The sequence below is a fragment of the Streptomyces diversicolor genome (assembly GCF_057537855.1).
Window position 1 is genome coordinate 131,549 of the sequence record NZ_BAAJXA010000018.1, and the last position, 23,097, is coordinate 154,645.

At 70.6% G+C, this 23,097-nt stretch carries 18 protein-coding genes; 5 read left to right on the plus strand and 13 right to left on the minus strand.

Annotated features, from left to right (window positions below):
- Window position 1 precedes the first annotated feature (1 nt).
- Together mftE and mftF are read left to right on the plus strand one after the other, a co-directional pair.
- Entirely contained in the window at window positions 2-703 is a 702-nt protein-coding gene (gene mftE / locus AC27LF_RS22585) for a mycofactocin biosynthesis peptidyl-dipeptidase MftE (protein WP_479662925.1), read from the plus strand.
- On the plus strand, window positions 700-2,193 hold the full coding sequence (gene mftF / locus AC27LF_RS22590; RefSeq protein WP_479662926.1) for a mycofactocin biosynthesis glycosyltransferase MftF: 1,494 nt from the start codon (window positions 700-702) through the stop codon (window positions 2,191-2,193). Before mftE ends, mftF begins: the two co-directional genes overlap by 4 nt.
- A gap of 604 nt (window positions 2,194-2,797) precedes the next feature.
- Here the strand turns inward: mftF and AC27LF_RS22595 are convergent.
- The 7 genes from AC27LF_RS22595 to AC27LF_RS22625 all read right to left on the minus strand — a co-directional run bounded on the left by AC27LF_RS22595 (window position 2,798) and on the right by AC27LF_RS22625 (window position 9,849).
- A complete protein-coding gene (locus AC27LF_RS22595) occupies window positions 2,798-3,031 on the minus strand; it encodes a ferredoxin (RefSeq protein ID WP_479662927.1) in 234 nt (77 codons plus the stop codon).
- Window positions 3,028-4,224: a cytochrome P450 gene (locus AC27LF_RS22600; protein WP_479662928.1), complete on the minus strand. Its 1,197-nt coding sequence runs from the start codon at window positions 4,222-4,224 to the stop codon at window positions 3,028-3,030. Before AC27LF_RS22600 ends, AC27LF_RS22595 begins: the two co-directional genes overlap by 4 nt.
- Window positions 4,225-4,306: 82 nt before the next feature.
- Window positions 4,307-5,143, minus strand: coding sequence for a mycofactocin-coupled SDR family oxidoreductase (locus tag AC27LF_RS22605; RefSeq protein WP_479662929.1), 837 nt, complete (start codon window positions 5,141-5,143; stop codon window positions 4,307-4,309).
- A gap of 54 nt (window positions 5,144-5,197) precedes the next feature.
- Window positions 5,198-6,106, minus strand: coding sequence for an SRPBCC family protein (locus AC27LF_RS22610; protein ID WP_479662930.1), 909 nt, complete (start codon window positions 6,104-6,106; stop codon window positions 5,198-5,200).
- Window positions 6,103-6,582, minus strand: coding sequence for a (2Fe-2S)-binding protein (locus tag AC27LF_RS22615; protein WP_479662931.1), 480 nt, complete (start codon window positions 6,580-6,582; stop codon window positions 6,103-6,105). Before AC27LF_RS22615 ends, AC27LF_RS22610 begins: the two co-directional genes overlap by 4 nt.
- The gene (locus AC27LF_RS22620) at window positions 6,575-7,450 is read right to left on the minus strand and encodes an FAD binding domain-containing protein (protein WP_479662932.1); all 876 of its coding nucleotides are present in this window, start codon (window positions 7,448-7,450) and stop codon (window positions 6,575-6,577) included. The genes AC27LF_RS22615 and AC27LF_RS22620 overlap by 8 nt, the downstream gene beginning before the upstream one ends.
- Window positions 7,447-9,849 (minus strand): xanthine dehydrogenase family protein molybdopterin-binding subunit, encoded by a 2,403-nt coding sequence (locus AC27LF_RS22625; RefSeq protein WP_479662933.1) that lies wholly within the window; start codon window positions 9,847-9,849, stop codon window positions 7,447-7,449. The genes AC27LF_RS22620 and AC27LF_RS22625 overlap by 4 nt, the downstream gene beginning before the upstream one ends.
- 143 nt (window positions 9,850-9,992) lie before the next feature.
- Between AC27LF_RS22625 and AC27LF_RS22630 the strand changes: the two genes are divergently transcribed.
- Complete coding sequence (locus AC27LF_RS22630; RefSeq protein WP_479662934.1) at window positions 9,993-10,619, plus strand: TetR/AcrR family transcriptional regulator; 627 nt, start codon at window positions 9,993-9,995, stop codon at window positions 10,617-10,619.
- Window positions 10,620-11,041: 422 nt separating this feature from the next.
- Window positions 11,042-12,337: an MFS transporter gene (locus tag AC27LF_RS22635; RefSeq protein ID WP_479662935.1), complete on the plus strand. Its 1,296-nt coding sequence runs from the start codon at window positions 11,042-11,044 to the stop codon at window positions 12,335-12,337.
- Window positions 12,338-12,593: 256 nt separating this feature from the next.
- Here the strand turns inward: AC27LF_RS22635 and AC27LF_RS22640 are convergent, their stop codons facing one another.
- Window positions 12,594-13,766, minus strand: a complete 1,173-nt coding sequence (locus AC27LF_RS22640; protein WP_479662936.1) for an FAD-dependent monooxygenase — start codon at window positions 13,764-13,766, stop codon at window positions 12,594-12,596.
- An 81-nt stretch (window positions 13,767-13,847) separates the two neighbouring features.
- On the opposite strand from AC27LF_RS22640, the gene AC27LF_RS22645 reads away from it, so the two are divergent.
- Window positions 13,848-14,576, plus strand: a complete 729-nt coding sequence (locus AC27LF_RS22645) for a TetR/AcrR family transcriptional regulator (RefSeq protein ID WP_479662937.1) — start codon at window positions 13,848-13,850, stop codon at window positions 14,574-14,576.
- Between the two features lie 529 nt (window positions 14,577-15,105).
- Here AC27LF_RS22645 and AC27LF_RS22650 read toward each other — a convergent pair.
- The 5 genes from AC27LF_RS22650 to AC27LF_RS22670 form a co-directional block, all read right to left on the minus strand.
- Window positions 15,106-17,820, minus strand: coding sequence for a family 78 glycoside hydrolase catalytic domain (locus tag AC27LF_RS22650; protein ID WP_479662938.1), 2,715 nt, complete (start codon window positions 17,818-17,820; stop codon window positions 15,106-15,108).
- 42 nt (window positions 17,821-17,862) lie between these two features.
- Window positions 17,863-19,752, minus strand: coding sequence for a TolB-like translocation protein (locus tag AC27LF_RS22655; protein WP_479662939.1), 1,890 nt, complete (start codon window positions 19,750-19,752; stop codon window positions 17,863-17,865).
- A 96-nt stretch (window positions 19,753-19,848) separates the two neighbouring features.
- Window positions 19,849-20,358, minus strand: a complete 510-nt coding sequence (locus AC27LF_RS22660; RefSeq protein ID WP_479662940.1) for a carbohydrate ABC transporter permease — start codon at window positions 20,356-20,358, stop codon at window positions 19,849-19,851.
- 390 nt (window positions 20,359-20,748) lie between these two features.
- Window positions 20,749-21,657, minus strand: a complete 909-nt coding sequence (locus tag AC27LF_RS22665) for a carbohydrate ABC transporter permease (RefSeq protein ID WP_479662941.1) — start codon at window positions 21,655-21,657, stop codon at window positions 20,749-20,751.
- Entirely contained in the window at window positions 21,657-22,994 is a 1,338-nt protein-coding gene (locus tag AC27LF_RS22670) for an ABC transporter substrate-binding protein (protein ID WP_479662942.1), read from the minus strand. Before AC27LF_RS22670 ends, AC27LF_RS22665 begins: the two co-directional genes overlap by 1 nt.
- Window positions 22,995-23,097: the final 103 nt, after the last annotated feature.

Here is a 23,097-nt window from a genome sequence, read left to right on the forward strand (position 1 = left end):
GGTGCCCGGCCGGCTCGCGGACACGCTCTGGCCCGACGTTCTATACGGCGCCCTGGTCCTCGTCCCGCTCGGCTCCACCGAGCAGCACGGCCCCCATCTGCCCCTGTCCACCGACACCGTGATCGCACGGGCCGTGGCGGAACGAGCCGCCGGCCTCCTGCCCGGTACGGCACTGGTGGCACCGGCGCTCCCGTACGGGGCGAGCGGGGAGCACGCGGGTTTCCCCGGCACCGTCTCCCTCGGCCGTGAGGCCCTGCGGGCCGTGCTCGTCGAAACGGTGCGTTCCCTGGACCTGTGGGCCGGCCGGACCGCGTTCGTCAACGGGCACGGCGGCAACCTCGAAACCCTGAAAGCGGCCGTCGGCGCGCTGCGCCGCGAGGGGCACGACGTCGGCTGGACCTGTTGCGACGTCCCCGGCGGCGACGCCCACGCCGGTGTCACGGAGACTTCGCTGCTGCTGCACCTCGCCCCGGAACGGGTGCTCATGCCACGCGCCGCCCCCGGTGAGCGCCGGCCGCTCGCGGCGATCATGCCCCGGTTGCGGACCGACGGAGTCCGCTCGGTGTCTCCCACCGGCGTGCTGGGCGATCCGACCAGGGCGAGCGCGGACCAAGGCAGACGCATGCTGAGGGAGTTGGTGTCGGACGTGTCCGGGCGGATCACGGCCTGGCGCGTCGACGGCCTGGGGAGGCTGATGCGATGAGCACGAACGGACCGTCGTCGCCCGCACCGCGCGGGCTGCCGGTCGCACTCGACCGCGGTCTCGTCTTCCGGGCCGGAGGGCGTGTGGTGACCGGTGGAGCCCCGTGGGGAGTCGCCCTCTTCAAGGAGGCCGCGCTCCCCCATCTCGCCGCACTGCGCCGCGCCGGGCGGGCCGGTCTTTCCCCCGGTACGACGGTGGGGCGCGTCCTGGCCCGGCAGTTGCTCGACCGGGGTCTGGCCCACCCGGTACCCGCGCCCCGGCCGGGTCCGCACCCGGTGACGGTGGTGGTCCCCGCCTTCGGACGGCCGGCGGAACTGGACCGCTGCCTGGCCTCACTGCGGGGCCTGCCGGTCATCGTCGTGGACGACGGCTCGCCCGACCCCGCACCGGTGCGCGCCGCCGCCGAGGCCCATGGAGCCCGCCTGGTGCGCCACGCGGTCAACCGTGGCCCGGCGGCGGCCCGCAACACCGGTCTGGCTCTGGTCCGCAGCCCGCTGGTCGCGTTCGTCGACTCCGACTGCCGCCCCGAGGACGGCTGGCTCGACATCCTCGTCCCGTCCTTCGACGACACGAAGGTCGCCGCCGTCGCCCCGCGGATCGTGCCGGCCGTCCCCTTGCGACCGACCGGTCTGCTCGCCCGTTACGAGGCCGCCCGCTCCGCCCTCGACCTGGGGCAGGACCAGGCGCTGGTACGTCCCGGCGCGCGAGTCGGCTTCGTACCGACCGCCACGCTCCTCGTCCGCAGGGACGTGCTGCGCGACGGCGCCTTCGACGAGGACCTGCGGATCGGCGAGGATGTCGACCTCGTCTGGCGGCTGCACGACCGCGGCCTGCACGTGCGGTACCAGCCGCGGGCCCGCGTCGCCCACACGCCCCGGCTCGGCCGGCGTGACTGGGCACGGCGCCGCCATGAGTACGGCACGTCCGCCGCGGCGTTGGCCGACCGCCACCCCGGCAGGCTCGCACCGGCCCGGCCCTCCGCCTGGAGCCTCCTCGCCCTGGCCTGCGCCGCCGGTGGGCACCCGCGCTCGGCGGTCGTGAGCACCCTGCTGGCCGCGGCGCTGCTACGACACCGCCTGAAGGGGACGCCGGGCTCGACGGGGCTGAGCGCGTCCGTGGCGGCTCAGGGCCTGGTCGCCGACACGGCCATGCTCGGGCTGGCGTTGCGCCGCGAGTGGTGGCCGCTGGGACTGCTGTGTCTCGGGGCGGCGCACCGCAGCAGGGCCGCCCGCGTGGCCTCGGCCGCCATGCTCGCCCCCATCGTCGCGGAGTGGGCCGTGCGCGGCCCCGCCCTGGATCTCGGACGGTGGACGGCCCTCAGATGCCTCGACGACCTGGCGTACGGCACCGGTGTGACCGCCTCGGCCTGGCGCCACCGCTCACTCGCCCCGCTGCTGCCGAAAGTGCGCCTGCCCCTCCCGCACCGGCCGGCACTCCGGCGCACCCCGCCGGCACGTCGACACGACGGTCAGGAGACGCCCAGGACATGACTTCCCGGGGACCACCCGGTGGACGCGGACGGGTGGGCCGGCCGGGCCTTTCCCGGGTGCCGGCGAGAGCCGATCGCGCCGCGCGGGCCGGTCGCCCTCGCCGGGGCATCACGCTTGCCGAGACCACTCGGGCCGTCCGGCGTGAGCGGCGCGGTGAACACCTTCCGGTAGCCGCGTGCGGCGGGCCGGGCACCGGTACGAGAGGGCCATGTCCCGGACGACTTCGATGATGTTCCGTCCGCCCCGCAGCCGCACGGTGACGTCGATGGTGCGGGGACACGCCGTCCGGACGTGGGCCGAGGGCAGCGGATCGAACACCTGGGCCGTGCATCCCGCCGCCGTCGGTGCAGGGCTCGTGGGAGACGAGTCCCGCGCTGGTGAGCGAGGTGTCACGTCCGGTCCGCGTCGCGGTCGTCTCGCGCCACATGGCCGACGGGCCCCACTGCCCACCGGTCGCGGACCCCAGCCGGTGATCGCGGCGCATCGCTGACCGCTTGCGCGGCATACGTTTCCTCTTGCGGGAGCGCCGGCGCCCGGCGTTCCGGGTGGAATCGGGGCGAAGCGGCGCGGCGCACGGCTTGGCCGCGCCGTCCGGGCCGCTCACTCATGGCTCCGGCGGAAAGACCCCTTTTCCGGTGTCCGCGTCGGTGATCGAGATCGCCTCGATGGGGCAGGACTCGGCCACTTCCAGCACCGCCTCGGAGGCCGGCAGCGTCTCGGAGCGCGCGCGTCCCCGGCCGTTTCGGTCCAGTTCGAACTCCGCGGGCGCGGAGGCCGCGCACAGCCCCGTGCGGACGCAGACCCGCGGGTCGACGGCGACCTTCCAGCGATCGGTCACCGCGACGCTCCTTCGATGACGAGCGGCAGCGTCTTCCAGCCGCGCACGGTCGAGGTCTGCGCCAGTTCCGCGTGGTCCCAGTCCACGTCCCAGGCCGGGAAGCGCTTGAGGATCTCCTCCGCCGCCACCCGGCCCTCCAGCCTTGCCAGAGCCGCGCCCAGGCAGTAGTGGGCGCCCACGCCGAAGGTCAGGTGCTGGGTGACCCGGTGGATGTCGAACCGGTCCGGGTCGGAAAAGCGCCGGGGGTCGCGGTTGGCGGCGGCCTGGATGAACAGGACGGCGCTCCCGGCCGGCACGGTCCGGTCGTACAGTTCCACGTCCTGCGTCACGTAGCGCGCGGTGAACGGGCCGGTCGGCTCGAAACGCAGGATCTCCTCGATCGCGTTCGTGATGAGCGACGGGTCGGCCACGAGCTCCCGGCGCTGCTCGGGGTAACGGGCCATCAGGGCGCCGAACCAGCCGATGAGGCGCCCCGTCGTCTCGTTCCCGGCGCCGGCCACCACGGTGCAGTAGGTGAGGACCTCGTCGTCCGTGAGCGTGCGCGTGGCTCCCCGCTCGTCCTCGAACTCGGCGGTCATCAACTCGGTCATGAGGTCGTCCGAGGGGTGCTGCTTGCGCCACTCGATGTAGTCGCGGAACGCCTCGGTGCTGAGGATGTCCTCCTGGTTGATCTTTCCGCCGTCCTCGGTGCCCAGCGTCTCGTCGGTGCGGTCGCGGATGGCCGACTGGTCCGATTCCGGGATGCCGAGGAGCATCCCGATCACACGCATGGGCATCTCCGCGCCGACGGCCCCGACGAGGTCGAACCGCTCTGCGTCGGTCACCGGCTCCAGCGCCCGCCGGCAGAAGGCCCGTACCCGCGGCTCCAGCAGGGCGATCCGACGTGGTGTGAACACCCGGGCGAGCAGACGGCGGTGGATGTCGTGGACGGGAGGGTCCTCGAAGATGAGAGTGCCGGGCGGAAGGTCGACGGCCGCCTGGATGATCTCCAGGATGTCTCCCCGCGCCGAGGAGAAGGTCTGCCAGTCGGCGAGGCCGCGCTGGCAGTCGGCGAAGCGGCTGACGGCGTAGAAGTCGTGCTTGTCGTTGTAGTAGAGCGGCTCTTCCTCACGCAGCCGGCTGTACACGGGGTAGGGGTCGCGCGCGAGCGCGGGATCGTAGGGGTCCCAGTAGATCGTGTCGGCAGTGGTCACGGACACACCTCCTGACGGTGTGCGACGGGATCTGTGCCGGCCGCGTGCCTCGTTCGCACTGCTGCGGCCGGTGTCCGGCGGCTCACTTGAGCAGGGCGCCGGCGTCGACCGGCAACGTCACGCCGGTCACGAAGCGGGCCTCCTCGGAGGCCAGGAACAGGACGGCGTTGCTGATGTCCAGCGGCTCCACCCACGCGGTGGGCAGCAGGTGCATGTCTTGCGACACCGCCGCGAAGTCGTCGATGGTGGGGTTCTCCAGGTCCGGACGGAACATACGGTAGGTGCCCTCGTGCATCACCATCGGCGTGTTCACCTGGGTGGGGTGCAGCGAGTTGACGCGTATGCCGTGTTCCCCCAGCTCCCAGGCAAGGGTGCGCATGAGTCCCACCACACCGTGCTTGGCGGCGATGTAATGGCCGATGTTCGCGTGGCCCCTGAGTCCTCCGACGGAGCTCGTCAGGATGACCGACCCGCCGCGACCGCCCGCGAGGAGATGGGGGGTGGACACCTTGGTGGTCAGCCATACGCCGGTCAGATTGACGTCGATCATGTCGCGCCAGGTCTTCTCGGACATGACATCGAGCCGGCTGCCCTCGCTGCCGAGGCCCGCGTTGGCCACGACGATGTCCAGACGGCCGAGTTCGGCCACACCGTGGTCCACCACCGACTTGAGCGCGTCGTGGTCGCGCACGTCCGCCTGTGCGGCGATGATGCGCCGGCCCAGTTTCTGCACCCGGTTGACCGTCTCCTGCAGATCCTCGGGCGTGGACATGGGGAACTGCACGCCGTCGAGCTGCTTGCACACGTCGACGGCGATGATGTCGGCGCCCTCCTCGGCCAGCCGCACGGCGTGGCTGCGTCCCTGGCCGCGTGCCGCGCCGGTGATGAAGGCGACCTTGCCTGCGACTCGTCCGGACATGACTACCTCGTTTCCTGGATTGGGGGGCATGGTCATGGCGACGAGGAGACCTGGTCACCGGTCGTCGCGTCGCCGGCCGCGCAGCACGAGCGCGATGATCAGCAGCGCGGCGAGTGCCGTGACGGGCGGCACGAGGCGCTTGACGGATCCCGCGCCGACCGCGGCGATGAGGTCGATCGGTTCAGCGGTCCGGCGCGGTGCGGCGCGGCCCGGCGCGTCCTGACCGAAGTCCGCGGTCCGCAGAGGCCGTTCACCGTCCGCCGGGCAGGCACGGGACTCCTCCGCGGACGGTGTGTTGCCAGGGGGCGGGCCCGAGGACATCGAATCGGGGGACGGCGGGGCGCCGGTCAGCCGGCCGGCGGACGGCGGCCCCGGGGACGCCCCGTCGGCGGGCGGCGAACCCGCTGGCGTATGCTCTGCGGGCGTCCGGTCCTGCGACGCCGGAGGGACGGACGGCGGACCCGTGGGCGACAGGTCTGCGGACGACAGTCCGGCGGACGCCGGACGCGTAGGCGAGCTCCCGGCCAGCTCGCGGGCGAGGTTCTCGGCGAACTGACCGATGAGCGTGCCCGCGACCTCGCCGAGGGTGCCGCGTCCGAACTGGGCGGGCTTGCCCGTGATGGCCAGATCGGTGTCCACGAACACGTCGGTGGAGGCGTCGCCGGAGCCGACCAGGCGGCAGGTCACCCGTGCCTTGGCGGTGCCGTTGCCCCGTGTCTCCCGGCCGCCGGCCTCCAGCACGACGGTCCTGTCCGTCTCGTTCCGCGCCAGGAACCTCACGCTCCCGCGGTAGGTGAGGGCGATGGGCCCCAGCTTGACCTTGATCGAGCCGTGGTAGCTGTCGCCGCTGCGGGAGGTGAGCGTCGCGCCGGGCACACAGGGGGTGACACGCTCGATGTCGAGCAGGACCCGCCATGCCTCCTGCGCCGGCGCAGGAATGCTGAGCTTGTTCTGCAGCTTCATGCAAAGTCCCCGGTGTCGGCGGCGGCCCGGACGGCGTTGACGATGGCCTGGTAGCCGGTGCAGCGGCACAGGTTCCCCGACAGGGCGTCGCGGATCTCCTCGTCGGTGGGCTTGGGGTTCTCGGCGAGGAACGCGGTGACCGAGACCACGAAACCCGGAGTGCAGAACCCGCACTGCAGTCCGTGCTGCTCCCGGAATGCCTCCTGGACGGTGGAGAGTTCACCGTTCGGCGAGGCAAGCCCCTCGACGGTGGTCACCTCCGAGCCGTCGGCCTGCACGGCGAACACCAGGCAGGCCCGGACTGCCTCGCCGTCCAGCAGGACCGTGCAGGCGCCGCAGACCCCGTGCTCGCATCCCAGGTGTGTGCCGGTCAGCCCGCAGTTGATCCGCAGGAAGTCGGCGAGGGTGAGCCGGGCAGGCACGGTGTCACGGCGCGGGACGCCGTTGATCCGCATCTGGATGCCGATGTCAGCCATGGACTGCCTCCCGTACGGCGCGCCGCCAGGCGCGGGCCACCATGGCCGCGCCCACGCGCTTGCGATAGCCGGCCGATCCGTGCAGATCGGACGGAATGGAGTCGAGGGCCGACAGGGCGAGGTCCGCGATGTCGTCGGCCTTCTCCTCGGCGGGTTCGGATCCGATCAGCGCCGTCTCCGCCGTCTCGGCCCGGCGGGGGGCCGGGCCGAGGCCGAACAGGGCGATGGCGCACCGGTCGATCCGTCCGCCGGAGTCGAGGCCCACGGCGACGGCGGCCCCGGCGAGGGCGAAGTCGCCGCTCCTGCGGGCGAATTCCTCGACGGCGAATCCGCAGGGGCGGCGCCAGACGGGGAAGACCACGGCCGTCAGCAGTTCGTCCTCGTCCAGGGCGGTGCTCCACATGCCGGTGAAGAACCGCGCGGCGGGGACGGTGCGGCGTCCGCGGACCGACAGGGCCTCCAGTTCGGCGTCCAGGGCCAGTGCCACCGCGGGATACTCGGCCGCGGCGTCGGCGTGGGCGAGCGAGCCTCCGACGGTGCCGCGGCTGCGGATCTGGAAGTGGCCGATCAGCGCGGTGGCGCGGGCCAGGAGGGGCACGGCGGTCCGTACCTCCCGCGATCGCTGCACGGTGGCCTGGGTCGTGGTCGCACCGATCCGCAGCGCCCCGGCGCGGTGCTCGATGCCCCGCAGTCCGTCCAGGCGGCGCAGGTCGACGAGGTGTCCGAAGGACGCGAGGCGCAGCGCCAGCATGGGGACGAGGCTCTGCCCGCCGGCGATGGCCTTCGCCTCGTCGCCCAGGTCGGCGAGCAGGGCGACGGCCTCCTCGGCGTCGGCGGGGGCGTGGTACTCGAACGATGCCGGTTTCATACGGCCACCGCCCCGCGCGGCCCGGTCCTGGCCTCTTCGAGGAGCCCGACGATCGACGCCGGTGTCAACGGCAGCCTGGTGATCTCCACTCCGAACGGCGCGAGGGCGTCGGCGACGGCGTTCACGACGGCCGGGGCGGAGCCGATCGCGCCGCCCTCGCCCACCCCCTTGTATCCCCCGGGACCGGGGCCGGGGGTTTCGACGTGCCCGAGTTCGATGGTGGGCACCTCGGTGGCCGTGGGCAGCAGGTAGTCCATGAAGGTGGTGGCCAGCGGGTTGCCCTCGGCGTCGTAGGCGAGGTGTTCGTAGAGGGCGCCGCCGATTCCCTGGACGGTGCCGCCGAGGATCTGGCCCTCCACCACACTGGGGTTGATCATGGGCCCGCAGTCCTCGCTGACGATGTACCGCAGCAGTCGCACGCCGCCGGTCACCACGTCCACCTCGCAGGTGCACAGGTGCGTGGCGTTGGCCCAGATCATGGGGTGCGGTGTGCGGTAGCGGCCGCTCGCCTCAAGTCCGGCCGGCACGCCCGGCGGCAGGGCGTGGACCTGGAAGTAGGCGATGTCGGCGATCTCGGCGAGGGTCAGTCCGCGCTCGGGGCTGCCCTTCACCGATGCCCGGCTCCGGGCGAACTCCACCTCGCCCACGGCGACGTCCAAGCGGTGCGCCGCGATCGCGAGGATGCGTGTCCGCAGTCCGGCGGCGGTCTCGGCGATCGCGCCGGCCGTCATGGGCCCCGACCGGCTGCCGCCCGTACCGCCGCCGAACGGGGTGACCGCGGTGTCGCCCTGGATGGTGCTGACGTCCTCGATGGCGGCACCGAGCGCGTCGGCGGTGAGCTGGACGACGGTTGTCTCCAGGCTGTTCCCGCACGAGCCGCCGGCGACGTAGACATTGACCTTGCCGGAGGGCTCGATACGGATGGTCGCGCCCTCGGTGCCGTGGAACGCCGTGGCGCCCGCGGTGGGTTCGACATAGGTGCAGGTGCCGACGCCGAGGTGGCGCCCCTGGGCGCGGGCCCGTTCCTGTTCCCGCCGGAAGGCCGGGTAGTCGAGCATCTCCAGCGCCTGTTCGAAGGTCTCGTAGGCAGTGATGTGGTCGTAGGGCATCCCCAGGCAGTTCGCGGTGGGCAGGTCCTCGCGGCGCAGCATGTTCCGGCGCCGCAGTTCGACGGGGTCCATGCCCAGCCGGCGCGCGGCGGTGTCGAGGAGGACCTCGCGCGCCATCGACTCGAACTGCCAGGGACCTCGATAGGCAACCCGGCCGCTGGTGTTCGAGAACACGAACCGGGAAGAGAAGGTGCCCTCGGGGATGCGGTACGGGCCGGGGAACAACATGCCCACGGCGATGCCGCTCTGTACCGGCGACGGCGTCGGGTAGGCGCCCGCGTCCTGGACGTGGTCGAGGGTGGCGGCCAGGATCCGCCCGTCGTCGTCGAAGGCCATCCTCGCCTCGCCGTGCTCGTGGCGCGCCTGGCCGGCCGCCAGCAGATGCTCCTGCCGGTCCTCGATCCACTTCAGCGCCACGGGCAGCTTGACCGCCGCCAGCATGACGCACATGTCCTCGCGCTGCGGCAGCACCTTCTGCCCGAATCCCCCGCCGGTGTCCCGCGCCACCACACGCACCCGGTGTTCGTCGGCGCCGAGCAGCCGCGCGCAAAAGGAGCGGACCTCGTGCGGGGACTGGGTCGCCGCCCAGATCGTCATCTCACCGGCGGGCGCCGACCATTCGGCGACGACCCCACGGGTCTCCATCGGCACCGGCCCGTGGGACTGCTGGTGGACGGTGCTGCTCACCACATGCGCCGCGCCCTCGAAGACCGGCGCGAGCTCGTCCATCGGACGCCCGCCGAGCCGGCCCACCAGGTTGTCGGGGTGGGTGGCGTGGACCGATTCGCACGACTGAAGCGCGGTGGTGTAGTCGACGACGGGTGGCAGGGGCTCGTAGTCGACCACGACCAGCTCGGCCGCGTCCTCGGCGATGTAGCGGTCCACGGCGACGACCATCGCCACGGGGTCTCCGACGAAGCGCACTTCACCCTCGGCGAGCGGCGGGCGGGGGGTGTCGGGGTCGTCCCGCCCGTTGAGCGAGTACCACTGTTCGTGTACGCCGCGATTGAGATCGGCCGCGACGAAGACGGCGTGGACACCCGGAAGGGCCAGCGCCTCCGAGACGTCCGCCCCGGTGATGCGTGCCCGTGCGACAGGACTGCGTACGAAGCAGGCGTGCAGCATCCCGGGCCGCACCACGTCGTCGACATAGGTGCCGGTGCCGGTCAGCAGCCGCGGGTCCTCAACGCGCGGGGTGCGGGTGCCCGTGTACGGGCTCTGCCCTGCTCGATCGGAGCAAAGAGCCTGGAAGGAGCCGGCCGTCGCCGCCTCGTCCGTGGTCCCTGCCATCGGCCTCGCCCTCCGTTCACCCGGCCCACATGCCGGTGATGGGTGGATCAGCCCGAAGAAGCCCGGTGCTGAACGACTGTTTAACAGGCGCGCTGAACAACTGTTTAACACCGGGCCCCGGGCCCGTCAAGGACAATGGCCCCATGACTGCGCCTCGCCGTATGGGTACCGAGAACTCCAGAACGCGCCTGCGGCTGCTGGACATCACCGAGCGGCTGATGCTCAAGGAGGGATACGCCTCCGTCGGCATCCGCCGGGTGGCGCGGGAGGCCGATGTCGCGCCCGCGCTGGTTCTCTACTACTTCCGCACACTCGACGACCTCTTCCTCGCGGTGCTGCGGCGGCGGGCGGAGCAGGAACTGGAGATCTCGGCGCGCGTGCTCGACTCCCCGCAGCCGCTGCACGCCCTGTGGGAGCTCAGCAGCCAGCCCGGAGCCGCCCTGATCACGGAGTTCATGGCGCTGGCCAACCACCGCAAAGCCATCCACGCCGAACTCTCCGCCCACGCGGAACGCTACCGCCGGGCGCAGGAGGAGATCATCGTCCGCAAGGCCGCCGAGGGGGGGCTCTGTCTGCCGGACGTACCTCCCGTCGCACTGCTCGTCGTGACAACGGCGCTCGCCCGTGTCCTCGTCATGGAGAGGTCCCTCGGCATGACCGCCGGGCACACGGAGACCCTCGACCTCGTGGAGCGGGTCCTCCAGCGGATCGAGGGCACCCCCGAGCCCGGATCCGGCCACCCGGCCGACGGCCGCACCACGAGCGCGTGACCCGGGGCACTCACGCTCGGTCCGCCCGATGCCACCGGTACGGGCTGCGGCGCGGTTCCGCGCCCGAGCCCGGCGGCGGCCTCGGCATCGATGCCGGCGCTCCCGGCCTTCGCCAGGAGGAGTTCCCCGACCAGAGCGCCCAGCATGACGGCGGAGCCGCCGCAGGGACGGACCACTGCGGCGGCCGCCCACGCGATGACGTCATACCCGACGACACCGAGCCGTCGAAGCCACTCGTCCCACCCGCGCACAGAGATCCGGCGGAACGAGCCGCCGTCAGAGTCCTCGCCGCTGTGCCGGCCGACGAGGCCGGGGCCATCCGCCGCCCGCTACATGGACGAAGAGCCGCCGAGTGGAGCGGCCGCGGGGCGTCCATCCATAACGGGTACGGCAGGTTGAAGAGCTACGGCATGATGCCCCGTGTGGACTCGATCAATGACGCGCCGGACCGGCCCCGAGCCCCCTGGGGAGTATTCACCCAACCGGATTTCCGCCTGCTCTGGACAGGCGAGACCGTGAGCGGGCTGGGCAACAGCATCACCGTGGTCGCGTTGCCGCTGATCGCGGTTGAAATGTTGGACGCCAGCTCCACCGCCGTCGGCCTGCTCGCCGCGGCGGTTTGGCTGCCCTGGCTGCTGGTGGGGCTGCCAGTAGGCGCATGGGTGGACCGCATACGCAAGCGGCCACTGATGATCGCGTGCGATCTGGTGGCCGTCGCGGCGCTGGTGAGCATTCCACTGGCGGCGTGGCTCGACGCGCTCACCTTTCAGCACCTGGTCGCTGTCGCGCTGATATGCGGCACCGCGGCGGTGTGCTTCAACACCGCCTACCACTCGTACATCCGGATCGTGCTCGACGGCCGCGACCTGCTGGAGGGCAACGCCAAGCTGCAAGGCAGCGAGGCCGCCACCCAGGTTGCCGGGCCGGGGGTGGCGGGAGTGCTCGCCCAGGCGTTCGGCGCGGTCATCGCACTCGTGGCCGACGCGGTGACGTTCCTGGTATCCGCGGTCTGCCTGAAGCGGATCAGCGTGGCCGAGCCGGACCGCGCTCCGGACGAGGAACGCGTCCCCCTCCGCCGGCAGATCAGCGACGGGCTCCGCTTCGTGGGCCGGGACCGGTATCTGCGGCCGATGGTCACCTGGGGCGCCGTGATCAATATGGCGCTGATGGGCTACCAGGCGGTTCAGGTCGTCTTCCTGGTCCGCACCGTCGAGCTGAACCCCGCCATGGTCGGTCTGCTGCTGACCAGCGGCAGCGCCGGTGGCATCGTGGGCGCGCTGGTGGCCACGAGGATCAGCCGGCGGTTCGGTACCGCGCGCGGGCTTCTTCTCCTGCAGGGCGCCACCGCGCCGTTCGCGTTGCTCCTGCCGATGACCACGACGGGGCCGGGACTGCTGCTGTTCGCGATGGGAGCGTTCCTCGTCGGGATCGGCATTTCCGTGGCCAACATCGTGGTCGGCAGCTTCCGGCAGGCCTACTGCCCGCCGCACATGCTCGGCCGGGTCGTCGCGACGGCCATGATGATCAACCACAGCACCATCCCACTCGGGTCCCTGCTCGGCGGCGTGCTCGGCGACACCGTAGGGTACCGGCCAGCCATGTGGATCATGACGGGGGTCGTCGCGCCCAGCTGGCTCATCCTCGCCACGAGCCCGATGCGACGCGAGCGCGACCTTCCACAGTCCCACAAGCCAGAACTAGCGCACGCCAAGAGCTGAAGGATGGCGAAAAGGCCGCCAGACAAACAAGTAGTTCGGAGAAGTGGCCGCACAGCCGGCCGCCGCCGGCTGCGGGACGCTCACCATCACCATGCAATGATCAGCCGCGGACGCTCCTGGAGGAGCATCCGGGTGTTCCGTTCCGGCCCGGCCATGCGCCATCCCCGGGGCCGGGCCCGGCGCTCGGCCGCCCGGTTCGTTTCCTGCCGGAGCCGAATACGCCCCGGCTGCCATGTCCCGTTGGATTGATGAAGCGTCAGTTCATGATGGCTTGGGCGATCTTGGCGCCGACGGGATGGGCGGCCACACGGACCAGGCCCCGGCGGGCGAGGTGCCCGAAGCGGTTGACGGGCATGAAGAAGTGCTGCATGAGCATGGCCTCCTTCTGGTAGCGGGTGACGTGCGGGCGCAGTTGCTGTTCCCACGTGCCGAGGGCGGCGGACGGGCGGTCGTGTTCGTCCAGCAGCCTGGCCAGCAGTTCGGCGCCGGCGATGCCCATGCCGGCACCCTGTCCGGAGTAGAGGCTCATGCACCAGGCGGCATCACCGAGCAGGACCACCCGGCCCTGGCTCCAACGGTTGATGTGGATCTGGCTGACCTGATCGAACAGGACGGCGTCGGAGCGGTCGATCGCCTCCAGCACGGTCGGCATGACGGCGCCACCGAAGTCGCCGAACGCCTCGCGCACCGCTTCGGCGGCGTTCCTGCGGGCCTCGGCGGCGGGCCAGGGTGTGCGGTAGAGCAGGAAGGACACCGGGGGGTGGTCGACGTACGTGTTGATCCATGCCGAGCGCCCGGGGGCTGTGGCCACCAGGGCGTCGCCGTCGCGCACGCCGGGCAGTGAGCCGTCCATCACGCAGGCGGCCACGATGTGGTCGAAATCCTGGCGGTAGAGGTCTTCGGGGCCGAAGACGAGGGAACGGACGGTGGAGTGGATGCCGTCGGCACCGATGAGCAGGTCGGCGGTCTCCACCGATCCGTCGGTCATGGTCACGGTCACCTGGTGGCGATCCTGGGAGATGGCGGCGGGTCCCACGCCGTAGCGGATCTCCACCAGGTCGTGGACGGCCTCGTACAGGACGCGCTCCAGGTCACTGCGCAGCAGCAGCCGCAGCGGGCTGCCGTTGACCCGGCTCGGGAAGGTCAGGCCGGGGGTGATCCGGCCGTGGAGGTCGATTTCGAAACCGCGACTGTCCGGCTGCTGACGGTTGGGCAGTGCGTCGAGGAGGCCCAGGCGTTCGGCGGCGGCGTAGCCGGGGCCGAAGAAACGGACGAAGTAGCCGCCGGTACGGCGCTGGGGGGCCCGCTCGACGATCAGGGGCTGCCAGCCGGCACGGTGCAGGGTCAGGGCCGCGGCGAGGCCGGAGAGACCTGAGCCAATGATCAGGGCGCGCCGGGCGGACGGTGGGAGGAATGCCTTGGCGGTCATGAACCGACCCTATCCTAGATCGAAACTTGATGACCAGTTTCGATATTCGGTCATCCAGTTCTGTGGTGGAATGCTGAGACCATGACCGTGAGAAATTCCGCCACTCCCGCGTCGATCGAGGGTGAGCGAGCCGAACGCATCCTCGCCACCGCCCGTGAACTCCTGCTCACATGGGGCTACAAGCGGGTCACCATCGACGAGATCGCGCGCCGCGCCCGCATCGGCAAGGGGACCGTCTACCTGCACTGGAAGACGAAGGACATGCTCTTCACCGAATTGCTGCGACGTGAGTTCCACGACGTGCTCGCGGCCGTCGCCGCCCGGATCGAACAGGATCCGGCCGCAGCGCTGCCCGACCGGCTGACCCGAGAAGTATTCGCGCAACAGTTTGAACGCCCCCTCGCCCGGGCCATCCACACAAGTGACAGTGAGGTTCTCGGCGCACTCGCCGTGACCGGCGACGGACACCCGATCAGCCTGGAGCTCGGTTTCCACCCCCTGCTCGCACGCCTCGTCGACGTGTGGCGCAAGCACTTCCTGTTGGCAGCCCACGCGTCGCCCGCGGACCACGTCTACGTGGTGGACACGGTCCTGACGGGGTTCCTCGTCGGCGGTCTCGCCGTACCGGCGGACCAGGTTCCCCCGGCGGAACACCGCGCGGACCTGTTCGGCCAGGTGATCAGGAGATTCTGCGAACCGACCGTGCCGCCCACGGAGGCCACCGTGCGCGCCGCGGCTCAGGACGTTCTCGCCGTACTCGCCGACGCCCGAGGCGGGTCGGCCCGAGCCGACTCGCTCAGCTCCTCGTGAGCTACCGGGCGGCACCCGTCGATACGGTCGTCACCTCAGACGTCGCACCTACCAGAGCCGTCGGCCGAGTCGGCCGACGTGGCGCCCGCGGCCAGATGCGGCCCTGCGCTCCGATCGCACCTGCCCGGATCGACAGGGGCGGGCAGTCGTTCATGGGTGAAACCGGCCGTGGCCGAGCGGTCTTCGCACCCGGCCTGCACTGAAGCCGCTGACCTGGACCGAGCAGGCCTTGGCGGTCCGAGTGCCGGACCGTTGGCCGACACGGCCGGGAACTGCTGGTTGGGGGCCGACGGTCAGGGGTCGGCCTGAGGCACACGCGCGAGCTGAGGTCCGAAAGCGGAGTCGATCACGGCGCGCCAGAAGACCGCCTTGGATCCGTAGCGGTCGTTGATGAAGTTGTGGCTGACAGCCAGCCGCCGGGCCGGCTCCGCGAAGGCCGAGCCCGCGCTGCAGAACGCTCGCCTCCTCGGGCACCACGGGAGAGTCCGCGCTCGGGAAGTCACCGGGACCGGACGGGCGCCCGCCGGGTTCACCGACACGGCCGTGCCGCTGGCCGGGGCACCCCGAAGAGGCCGGTCTGTCGCCTGACGATGTGCGACAGGCCCGGGCCCACCCTCAGTTCCTCACCGTCAGGGAGGACTACGGCAGCGGAAGCCGTGGGCGGGACATCGACGGTGATCGCCAACTCGCCGTCCTCCGTGCGCCATTCGACCACGATGGTGCCGCGCGGGCTGTCGAAGGAGCCGCGCGCCCAGCCGACAGAGGCGTGGGGTACCGGCGCGACAACGAACCGTTCCCAGGCCACGGAACCCTCCGCCTGACGCAGACCGAGGGTGTGGGTGTGCAGGAAGTTGATCACCGCGCCCTTGCTGTAGTGGTTGAGCGAGTCGTGCGCGTCGCCGTTCTCGTCGACGCCGTCCCAGTCCTCCCAGATGGTGGTGGCGCCGCGGTCGAGCATGCCGAGCCAGGACGGTGAGGTGCGCTGGAGCAGGACCTCGTACGCCAGGTCGGCGTGGCCGGTGTCGGCGAGGACGGGAAGCAGGTCGGCGGTGGAGAGGAAGCCGGTGCCCAGGTGCGTGCCGGCCTCACGGATCAGTGTGGCCAGGCGCGCTGCGACCGCGTCGCGCAGTTTCTCGGGGGCCAGGCCGAGGGACAGAGCACGAACGTAACTCGCTTGCGTGTCCACGGTGGTGCGGCCGTCGCCGCCGAGGAACTCCGTGCACCAGGCGTCTTTGATCCGCTCCGCGAGGCGCGTGTACCGGGCGGCCTCGTCCGCGCGGCCCAGGAGGTCGGCGACCGCGGCGAGGGTGGCGGTGGAGCGGTACAGGAAGGCGGTGCCCACCTCTCCCTTGTCTGCCGCCATCCAGGCTTCCGGCTCGCCCGGAGCCCATTCGATGATCGAGCCGTCACGGGCGCGGGGCTTCGGCTCGCACCACTCCCCCCAGTGGAAAGAGCCGTCCCAGACGAACTCCTCGTGCGGCAAGGGTTCGGCGGACCGGGCCGTGCGGGAGGGGTGCCGAGCCGTGCGGGCGGTGGCCAGGGCCCACTCGACCCAGCCGACCATCGCGTCCCAGTTCTCGGCGAGGACTTGGCGGTCACCATACGTCTCGTACAGCAGCCACGGCACCAGGACGACCGCGTCGCCCCAGCCGGCCGAGCCCGTCATCGTGTCCAGGCGCTGGTCGGTGTGGAGCTTGATGCGCCGTCCGTCCGGGGAGAAGTTGGCGATGCGTCCGTCGTCGAGCTGATCGTCGCGGACCGAGCGCAGCCACTTGCGGCTGAATCCGTGGATGTCGTAGAGGCGCGCGGCTGTGGGCGCGAAGACCTGGTAATCCCCGGTCCAGCCGATCCGTTCACGGGTCGGGCAATCGGTGGGCACGTCGACGGCATTGCCCCTGAAGCTCCAACGGGCCACAGAGTGCAGGTGATTGAGGTCTTCGTTGCCGCAGGCGAAGGTGCCGGTGGGCCGCAGGTCGGTGTGGACCACCCGCATGGTGAGGCTCGGCGTGTTCAGCGGTGCGTCGCCGCGCTCCAGCCGGGCGTAGCGGAATCCGTGCACCGTGTGGCGGGGTTCGAAGACCTCGTCGGCGGCGCCCGAGGAGACGACCTCGTCGTGCTGGACGAAGACGGTCACCGGGTCGCCGGGGCGCTGGCAGTCGAGATGGGTGGTGGTCAGATCCCCGGTCAGGGGGTCGAGGTGTTCACCGTAGTCGATCATGGTACGGGTGCCGGCAGGGCCCAGATCGGTGAGGATGATCCAACCGGAGGCGTTCTGGCCGAAGTCGGCGATCCAGGCGCCGCCCTGCAGCCGGGTAAGCGAGATGCAGGGAAGGTCTTCGACGGCGCGTACGGGCGGGGCCGGGGACCAGTCGATCGGGGGTGCCGTCACGGCGTCGACGAGAACGGGCCGCTGCTCGCCGGACGCGCTGAGGAAGTCGGTGATCTGACCGTCCATCAAGTCGGCCCGGACGACGGGTCCCGCACAGGAGGTCCAGTGCTCGTCCGTGCGGACGATCTGTCGCGTCCCGTCGGCGCGATCGAGATGCAACTGCAGGCGGGCAGCCAGGAGTTCGCCCCAGCCGGCCGGTTTGCGGAAGGCTCCCACCTGGCCGCGGTACCAGCCGTCGGAGAGCACGATCTCAAGGGTGTTGGTGCCGGGGCGGACGAACGAGGTGACGTCGGCCGCCTGGGCGTACAGAGTGCGGTCGTACGAGGTCGAGCCGGGCGCGAGTTCGGTGGTTCCGGCGCGTTCGCCGTTCAGGAACGCCTCGTACACCCCGAGGGCCGTGGCATACAGGCGCGCCCGCACTACCTCTGAGGTGCTGAACGTGGCGCGCAGGGTGCGCGCCGGCCGTGTGCCGGGGCGAAGGTGCGTGGTCTGCGGGTCGTCGGCCGGCGTGATCCAGGACGCGGTCCAGTCGGCGTCGAGCAGGCCGGCCTCGAAGGCGTGCCAGGCGCTCCACGCGCGGGCCGCGGTGCTGGTACGGAGCCGTGCCCGCCAACGCACGCGTTCCCCGCTGCGCAGCGGGCACAGCGGCCAGTCGGTGAACAGGTGGCCGACGGTCAGGGCTCCTTGCACCGGCCGCCCGTCGATGTGGATCTGCAGTTCGTATGGGTCGTCCGGCGCTCCGGCGCTCCGGGGCGGCTTCCAGGAGAGGCGCGGGTGGCTGCCGGACACCGGAAACCGGTCGCCGCCACCATCGATCCACAGCTCGTACGGTGTGTCGGGGGCCTGGTGAGTCATCCGGTCTGTTTCCTCCGGTGTCCGGATCTGGATCCGCTGGGATCAGTGGCCGTCGGCCGGCTGCGTATGGGGGGTGCCGTCGATGGTCGTGGTGAGTGTGCCGACCGCATGGAACTCGTTGCTGAGCATCACGGACGGGCCGAGGGTGAATCCGTCGGGGCCGGTGCGCTTGGTACCGGTGTGCCGGCCGGACAGGGTCAGGTCCTCGGTCCAGGTGAGGCAGGCGAGGGCCGAGGCGGTACCCGGCGTGCAGCCGAGCGCCGTGTTCGACGCGCGCTCCACCTTTTCGGTGCCGTTGATGATGTTCATGCCGTCGTCGCTGTAGTCGTTGTAGTCGACGGCGACGCTGAGGGGCTGGGTGCCGGCGCTGTTGTTGGTGATCTGTACGGTGGCCGAGCCCCGGGCCTTGCCGCGCAGGGTGTACGTGCCGTTGGGGATCTGCCTCGCCGTCGGCGGCGTCGCGTCCGGGTCGTAGGGCACGCCCCAGGTCTTGTCGGAGACCTGCGCGGGAGTCACCGGCGCGGTGGGCCTGAGGTCCAGGAAGCGGGCGATCATCAGCCGGCTGTTGCGGCCGCCGGGTTCGGTCGAGCCGGCGCAGCGGTGCGGTGCCGGGTTGGCGCCGCAGGCGCGGTTCTCGGTGTAAACGACGGCGGTGCTGTCGGCGAGCCACGCCGGGTCGGCGGCGGCGTTCCAGTCCCGGTCGGACCCGGCGTTGAGCTGGAAGCCGTCACCGGTCCTGGGGTCGACGAGCCAGGGCGAGAAGTAGCGGCGGTTGCCCTCGTTGCGGATCCCGGCGACGTACGCGGCGGTGCCCACGTGGGCGGTGAGCGCCGGGATTCCCGGCATCCCGGCGATGAAGTCGAGGCGGTCCGAGCCCCTGACCTCTTCGGCGAGCAGCCACTTGCCGTTGGGCGATGCCGCCATCGGGTCGGTGTACTGGGCGTTCCGGGTCACCGGGTGGGAGGCGCCGGTGGCCAGGTCGGTGGCCCAGGCGTCCATGCTGTCGGAGTTCGCGCTCTGGATGCCGAGGGTCGCCCGCCCGTCGGCGGTGAAGCCGCGCGGTTCGCCGACCATGCCGGCGTTGTTGAGCCGGAGCTTGCCGCCGTCTTCGACGACCAGGGGCTGGTACGCGGCCGAGGGGTTGGCGAGGACCGAGACGCCGGTGAGCTCGTAGCGGCTGTTCTTCTTGTCGTAGGTGATCCGGCCGACGTACGGGATCTCCGAGAGGAGCCTGTAGTCGAGGACATCCCACACCAGGTGCACGCCGTCGGGGCTCAGCCGCCATTCCCGGCCGTTGTCGATGCCGTTGCTGTCGGGCTCGAAGAGCGGCCTGTCGTTCCAGTAGATGGGGGTGATACGGGTGTTGGCGGCGGTACAGCGCGGGTCGGTGACCGCGTACTCGGCGCCGTCGGTACCGCACGACAGGATGCCGTTGCCCACCAGGACGCGCTTGCGGTCGGGTAGTTCGTTCGCGGGCGGGTAGGTGAACTGGCTGGTGGCGATCTCGGAGCCGTACGACACCCCGCAGGTGAGGCACTTCCATGCCTCGCCGTTCGGGAAGGTGGTGCCGTCGGTGCGGACCACCAGGACCTGCGGGCCGGTGTAGATGCTCACAGGGCCGGACTCCGGGGCCCCGGCGTAGGTGATGCCCAGGAACACGTACTTCGCGTTCCTGGCCTGGCCGGGAGATCCGATCCCACCCCAGTCGGCCGAGACACAACCGGTGGAGTGGGTACACACGCCGTCCTCGGGGACAGTCGGCGGCACCGGCAACTCGCTGATGGTGACCTGCGGTTGACGCGCGCTCGACGTGTCCGCCGCCGTCGATGGGGCCGTGGACGGGCCGACGGCCGCCTGGGCCTGGGCGCTGGAGAGGGCCGCGGCGAGCGCCAGTACGGCGGCCGCGGCACCTCTCACGAGGGTGCAACGCATGCTTCTTCCAGCTCTTATGGACACTGCGGCTCCCTCACTGGTCGTTGCTGGGTCACTTGAGACGTGTCGCTGGAGGCCTGGCCACCCAAGCCCTGGTCACTTGAGCGCGCCCGCCGAGAGCCCGCTGACGATGTGGCGCTGGGCGATCGCGTAGAAGATGACGATCGGGAGCACCGCGATCAGCGAGGCGGCGAGCAGGATCTGCTGTTGCGGGGAATCAGCCGAGACGAAGTTGGTGAGTCCGCGTTGTACGGGCATCAGGGAACTGTCGTTGAACAGGACCAGGCCCATGAGGTACTCGTTCCAGACCTGCATGGCCTGGATGACGGCCACCGCGACCAGACCCGGCTTGGCGAGGGGGAGGATGATGCGCCAGAAGGTGCCGAACAGGGAGGCGCCGTCAATGGCGGCGGCCTCCTCCAGTTCCTTGGGCTGGCTGGCGAAGAATCCGCGCATGATCAGGATGGAGATCGGCAGGCCGCCCGCGATGAGGACGAGGATGTAGCCGATGCGGGTGTTGGCGAGCCCGAGCGTGATCAGCAGCTTGTACTGGGCGATGAACGAGGCCGGCAGCGGGATGATCATGATGACGAGGATGAACCCCACGATCGCGCTCCGGCCGGGGAACTCGATGCGGGCCAGCGCGTACCCGGCCAGGCTCGCGGTGATCAGGATCCCGAGGACTGCGGCCGTGGTGTAAAGGAGGCTGTTGGGCAGGTACTGACGGAAGCCGCCCTCGTTCCACGCGGTGGCGAAGTTGCCCCATGCGAACGGGTGCGGGACGGGGGTCGGTTCCCTTGTACAGCTGCTTCGCGCTCTGCAGGGATCCGCTCAGCACCCACAGCACCGGCACCAGAGCCTCAAGCGCTCCGGCGATCAGCAGGCCGTACAGAGCCATCCGCGGCAGACGGTTGCGGCGGCGGCTCGGGCCCGGTGCCGGATGCGACACCGACGACGCATCGGATTCCTGTGCCGGTTCCAGAAGCGTGTTCATGGTCAACGTCCTCCCTTCTCCGTCCGGGAGTCGGTGCTTGCGCCGAGCCGGCGGGAGACCCACAGCTGAACGCAGGCCAGGACGACCAGACACAGCCCGAAGACGACGGACATCGCGGCCGCGCGGCCGTACTCGCTGTACTGGAATGCCTGTTGGTAGATGTGCAGGGTGGGGACCTCGGTGTGACCGGCGGGGCCGCCGTTGGTCAGCACCTGGACGGTGCCGAAGATCTGCAGACCACTCAGCAGGGTCAGCACGCTGACGATGCCGGTGACATGCGACATGCCGGGCCAGGTGACGTAGCGGAACTGAGTCCATCCCCGGGCCCCGTCCAGTGACGAGGCCTCGTACAGTTCCTTGGGCACGTCCTGCCGGCCGGCCAGGAAGAGGATGAAACCGAATCCCCAGTGGTACCAGACGAACACGGCGGCGACCGCGATCACCGCCGTCTTGGGATCCCCCAGCCAGTTGTGCTGAAGCCCGCCGAGACCGACCGTCTTGAGCATCTGGTTGACGATCCCGATGTTCGGGTCGAGGAACCACGAGAACGTCACGCCCACCACAACCGTGGAGAACACGCCGGGCAGGTAGTACACGGTCCGGAAGAACGCGGACCCGCGGCGGACCCGGTGCACGGCCAGCGCCATCACCATCGACACCGCGTTGGCCACGATCAGGCCGACCACGCCGTAGAGGACGGCGTTCTTCATCGAGCCCCAGAACTGGGTGTCGTGCAGCACGTATCGGTAGTTGTCGAGCCCGATGTACGGCGTGTCCAGGCTCACCCCGTCCCAGGACTGGAAGCTCAGGAGAATGCCCTGCACGAACGGAACCACCGTGAACAAGGCGATCACGGCCAGGGCCGGTGCCAGAAATACCCAGGCCGCCAGCATCCGGTTGCGGCGCCTCATCACGCACTCTTCTGCGCCGTGTCGAGGTCACCGAGAACCTGGGCGACCGTGCGCTCCTTGAGGACGATGGCCTGAGTGCCCTTCTGCAAGGCGGTGTTGACCTGCTCGACAATCTGGTTCTGGACGAGCTGGATGTGAGAGATCTCCGCGGCGACGCCGGCCAGCTGCTTGGGGACGTTCTTGTCGGAAACGGCGCGCGCGGAGGGGATCAGAGGGACCCCCGTGGCCCAGACCCGCTGCTGGTCCGCGGCGGTCAGCCACTGGAGGAACTTCAGCGCCTCGGCCGCCTTCCTGCTGCGGGGGTTGACCGCAGCGCCTTTGGCCGCGCCGCTGACCAGGCGCGGCGTCTGCGTGCCGTCGTCGGCCTTGGGGAGTGGGAAGGAGCGGAAGTCCGTGAAGTCCGGGGCAGTTGCACGGGCAACGCCGACGGCCGAGGTGCCGTCGAAGACGGCCGCGACGCCCTGGGTGTTGAAAAAGGCCTTCTCCACTGTGGGGTTGTCGGTGTTGCCGCTCGGCAGCGAGCCGGTGGCGATCACGCCGGCGTCCCGCAGGTCGACCACGAGTTGCAGGGTCTTGCGCCAACCCTCGCTCCTCCAGCTGTTCTTGCCCACGAAGGTGGCGTTCAGCTCCTCGTCGGTCATGTAGTTGGACGCGTACGACTGGACCACCTGATTGGAGAGGCTGGTCGCGAACCAGAAGGGACCCTTCCCGGACTTCTTGATCTTCCGCATCTGATCGATGAACTCGCTCATGGAGGCGGGCGCCTTGTCCGGGTCAAGACCGGCGGCCTGGTACATCGCGGCGTTGACGAAGACGCCCAGGGCCGGGGCCTCCCAGTGGGCGCTGTAGATGCCCGGTTTCACACCCTGCGGGTTGTCCGCCCCGAACGCCGTCGTCTTGAGCGTGGCGGGCCTGAAGCTGTCGCCCCAGCTGCCCTTCATCCGGTCGGTCAGGTCCATGGCCCAGCCGGCCTTGTAGTAGGGGGCCATGGAGTGGCCGTCGACCACCGAGTACATGTCCGGCATGTCGCGGGACTGCGAGCTCGACTGGAGCTTGGTCAGGAAATCGGTGGGGCCGACGTCGTCGATCCTGATCTTCACGCCGGTCTGCTTCGTGTACTGCTCGGCCAGCTTCTTCAGCGTCGCGGCCTGGCCGCGGGACTGGTTCATGAACACGATCTCCGAGCCGCCGCCCGAGCCGCCAGAGTCGCCGGAGCCGCAGGCCGCCAGCGAGGTGGCGGCGAGGGTGGTCCCGACCGCTCCCAGGAGGAAGCCGCGTCGGGAGGGTCCCGTGGAGGTGGTCGAACCTGTCGTGCCCGCCGTGTGGAATCGCTTCATCGTGGGTCCGTCCCTTTGAGTGAGTGGCGAAGACGTCGCGCGAGGGGGCTGCGGCCACACAGGACCGAAAAGACCGGCCCTCATTACTCGAAATATGTTTCTG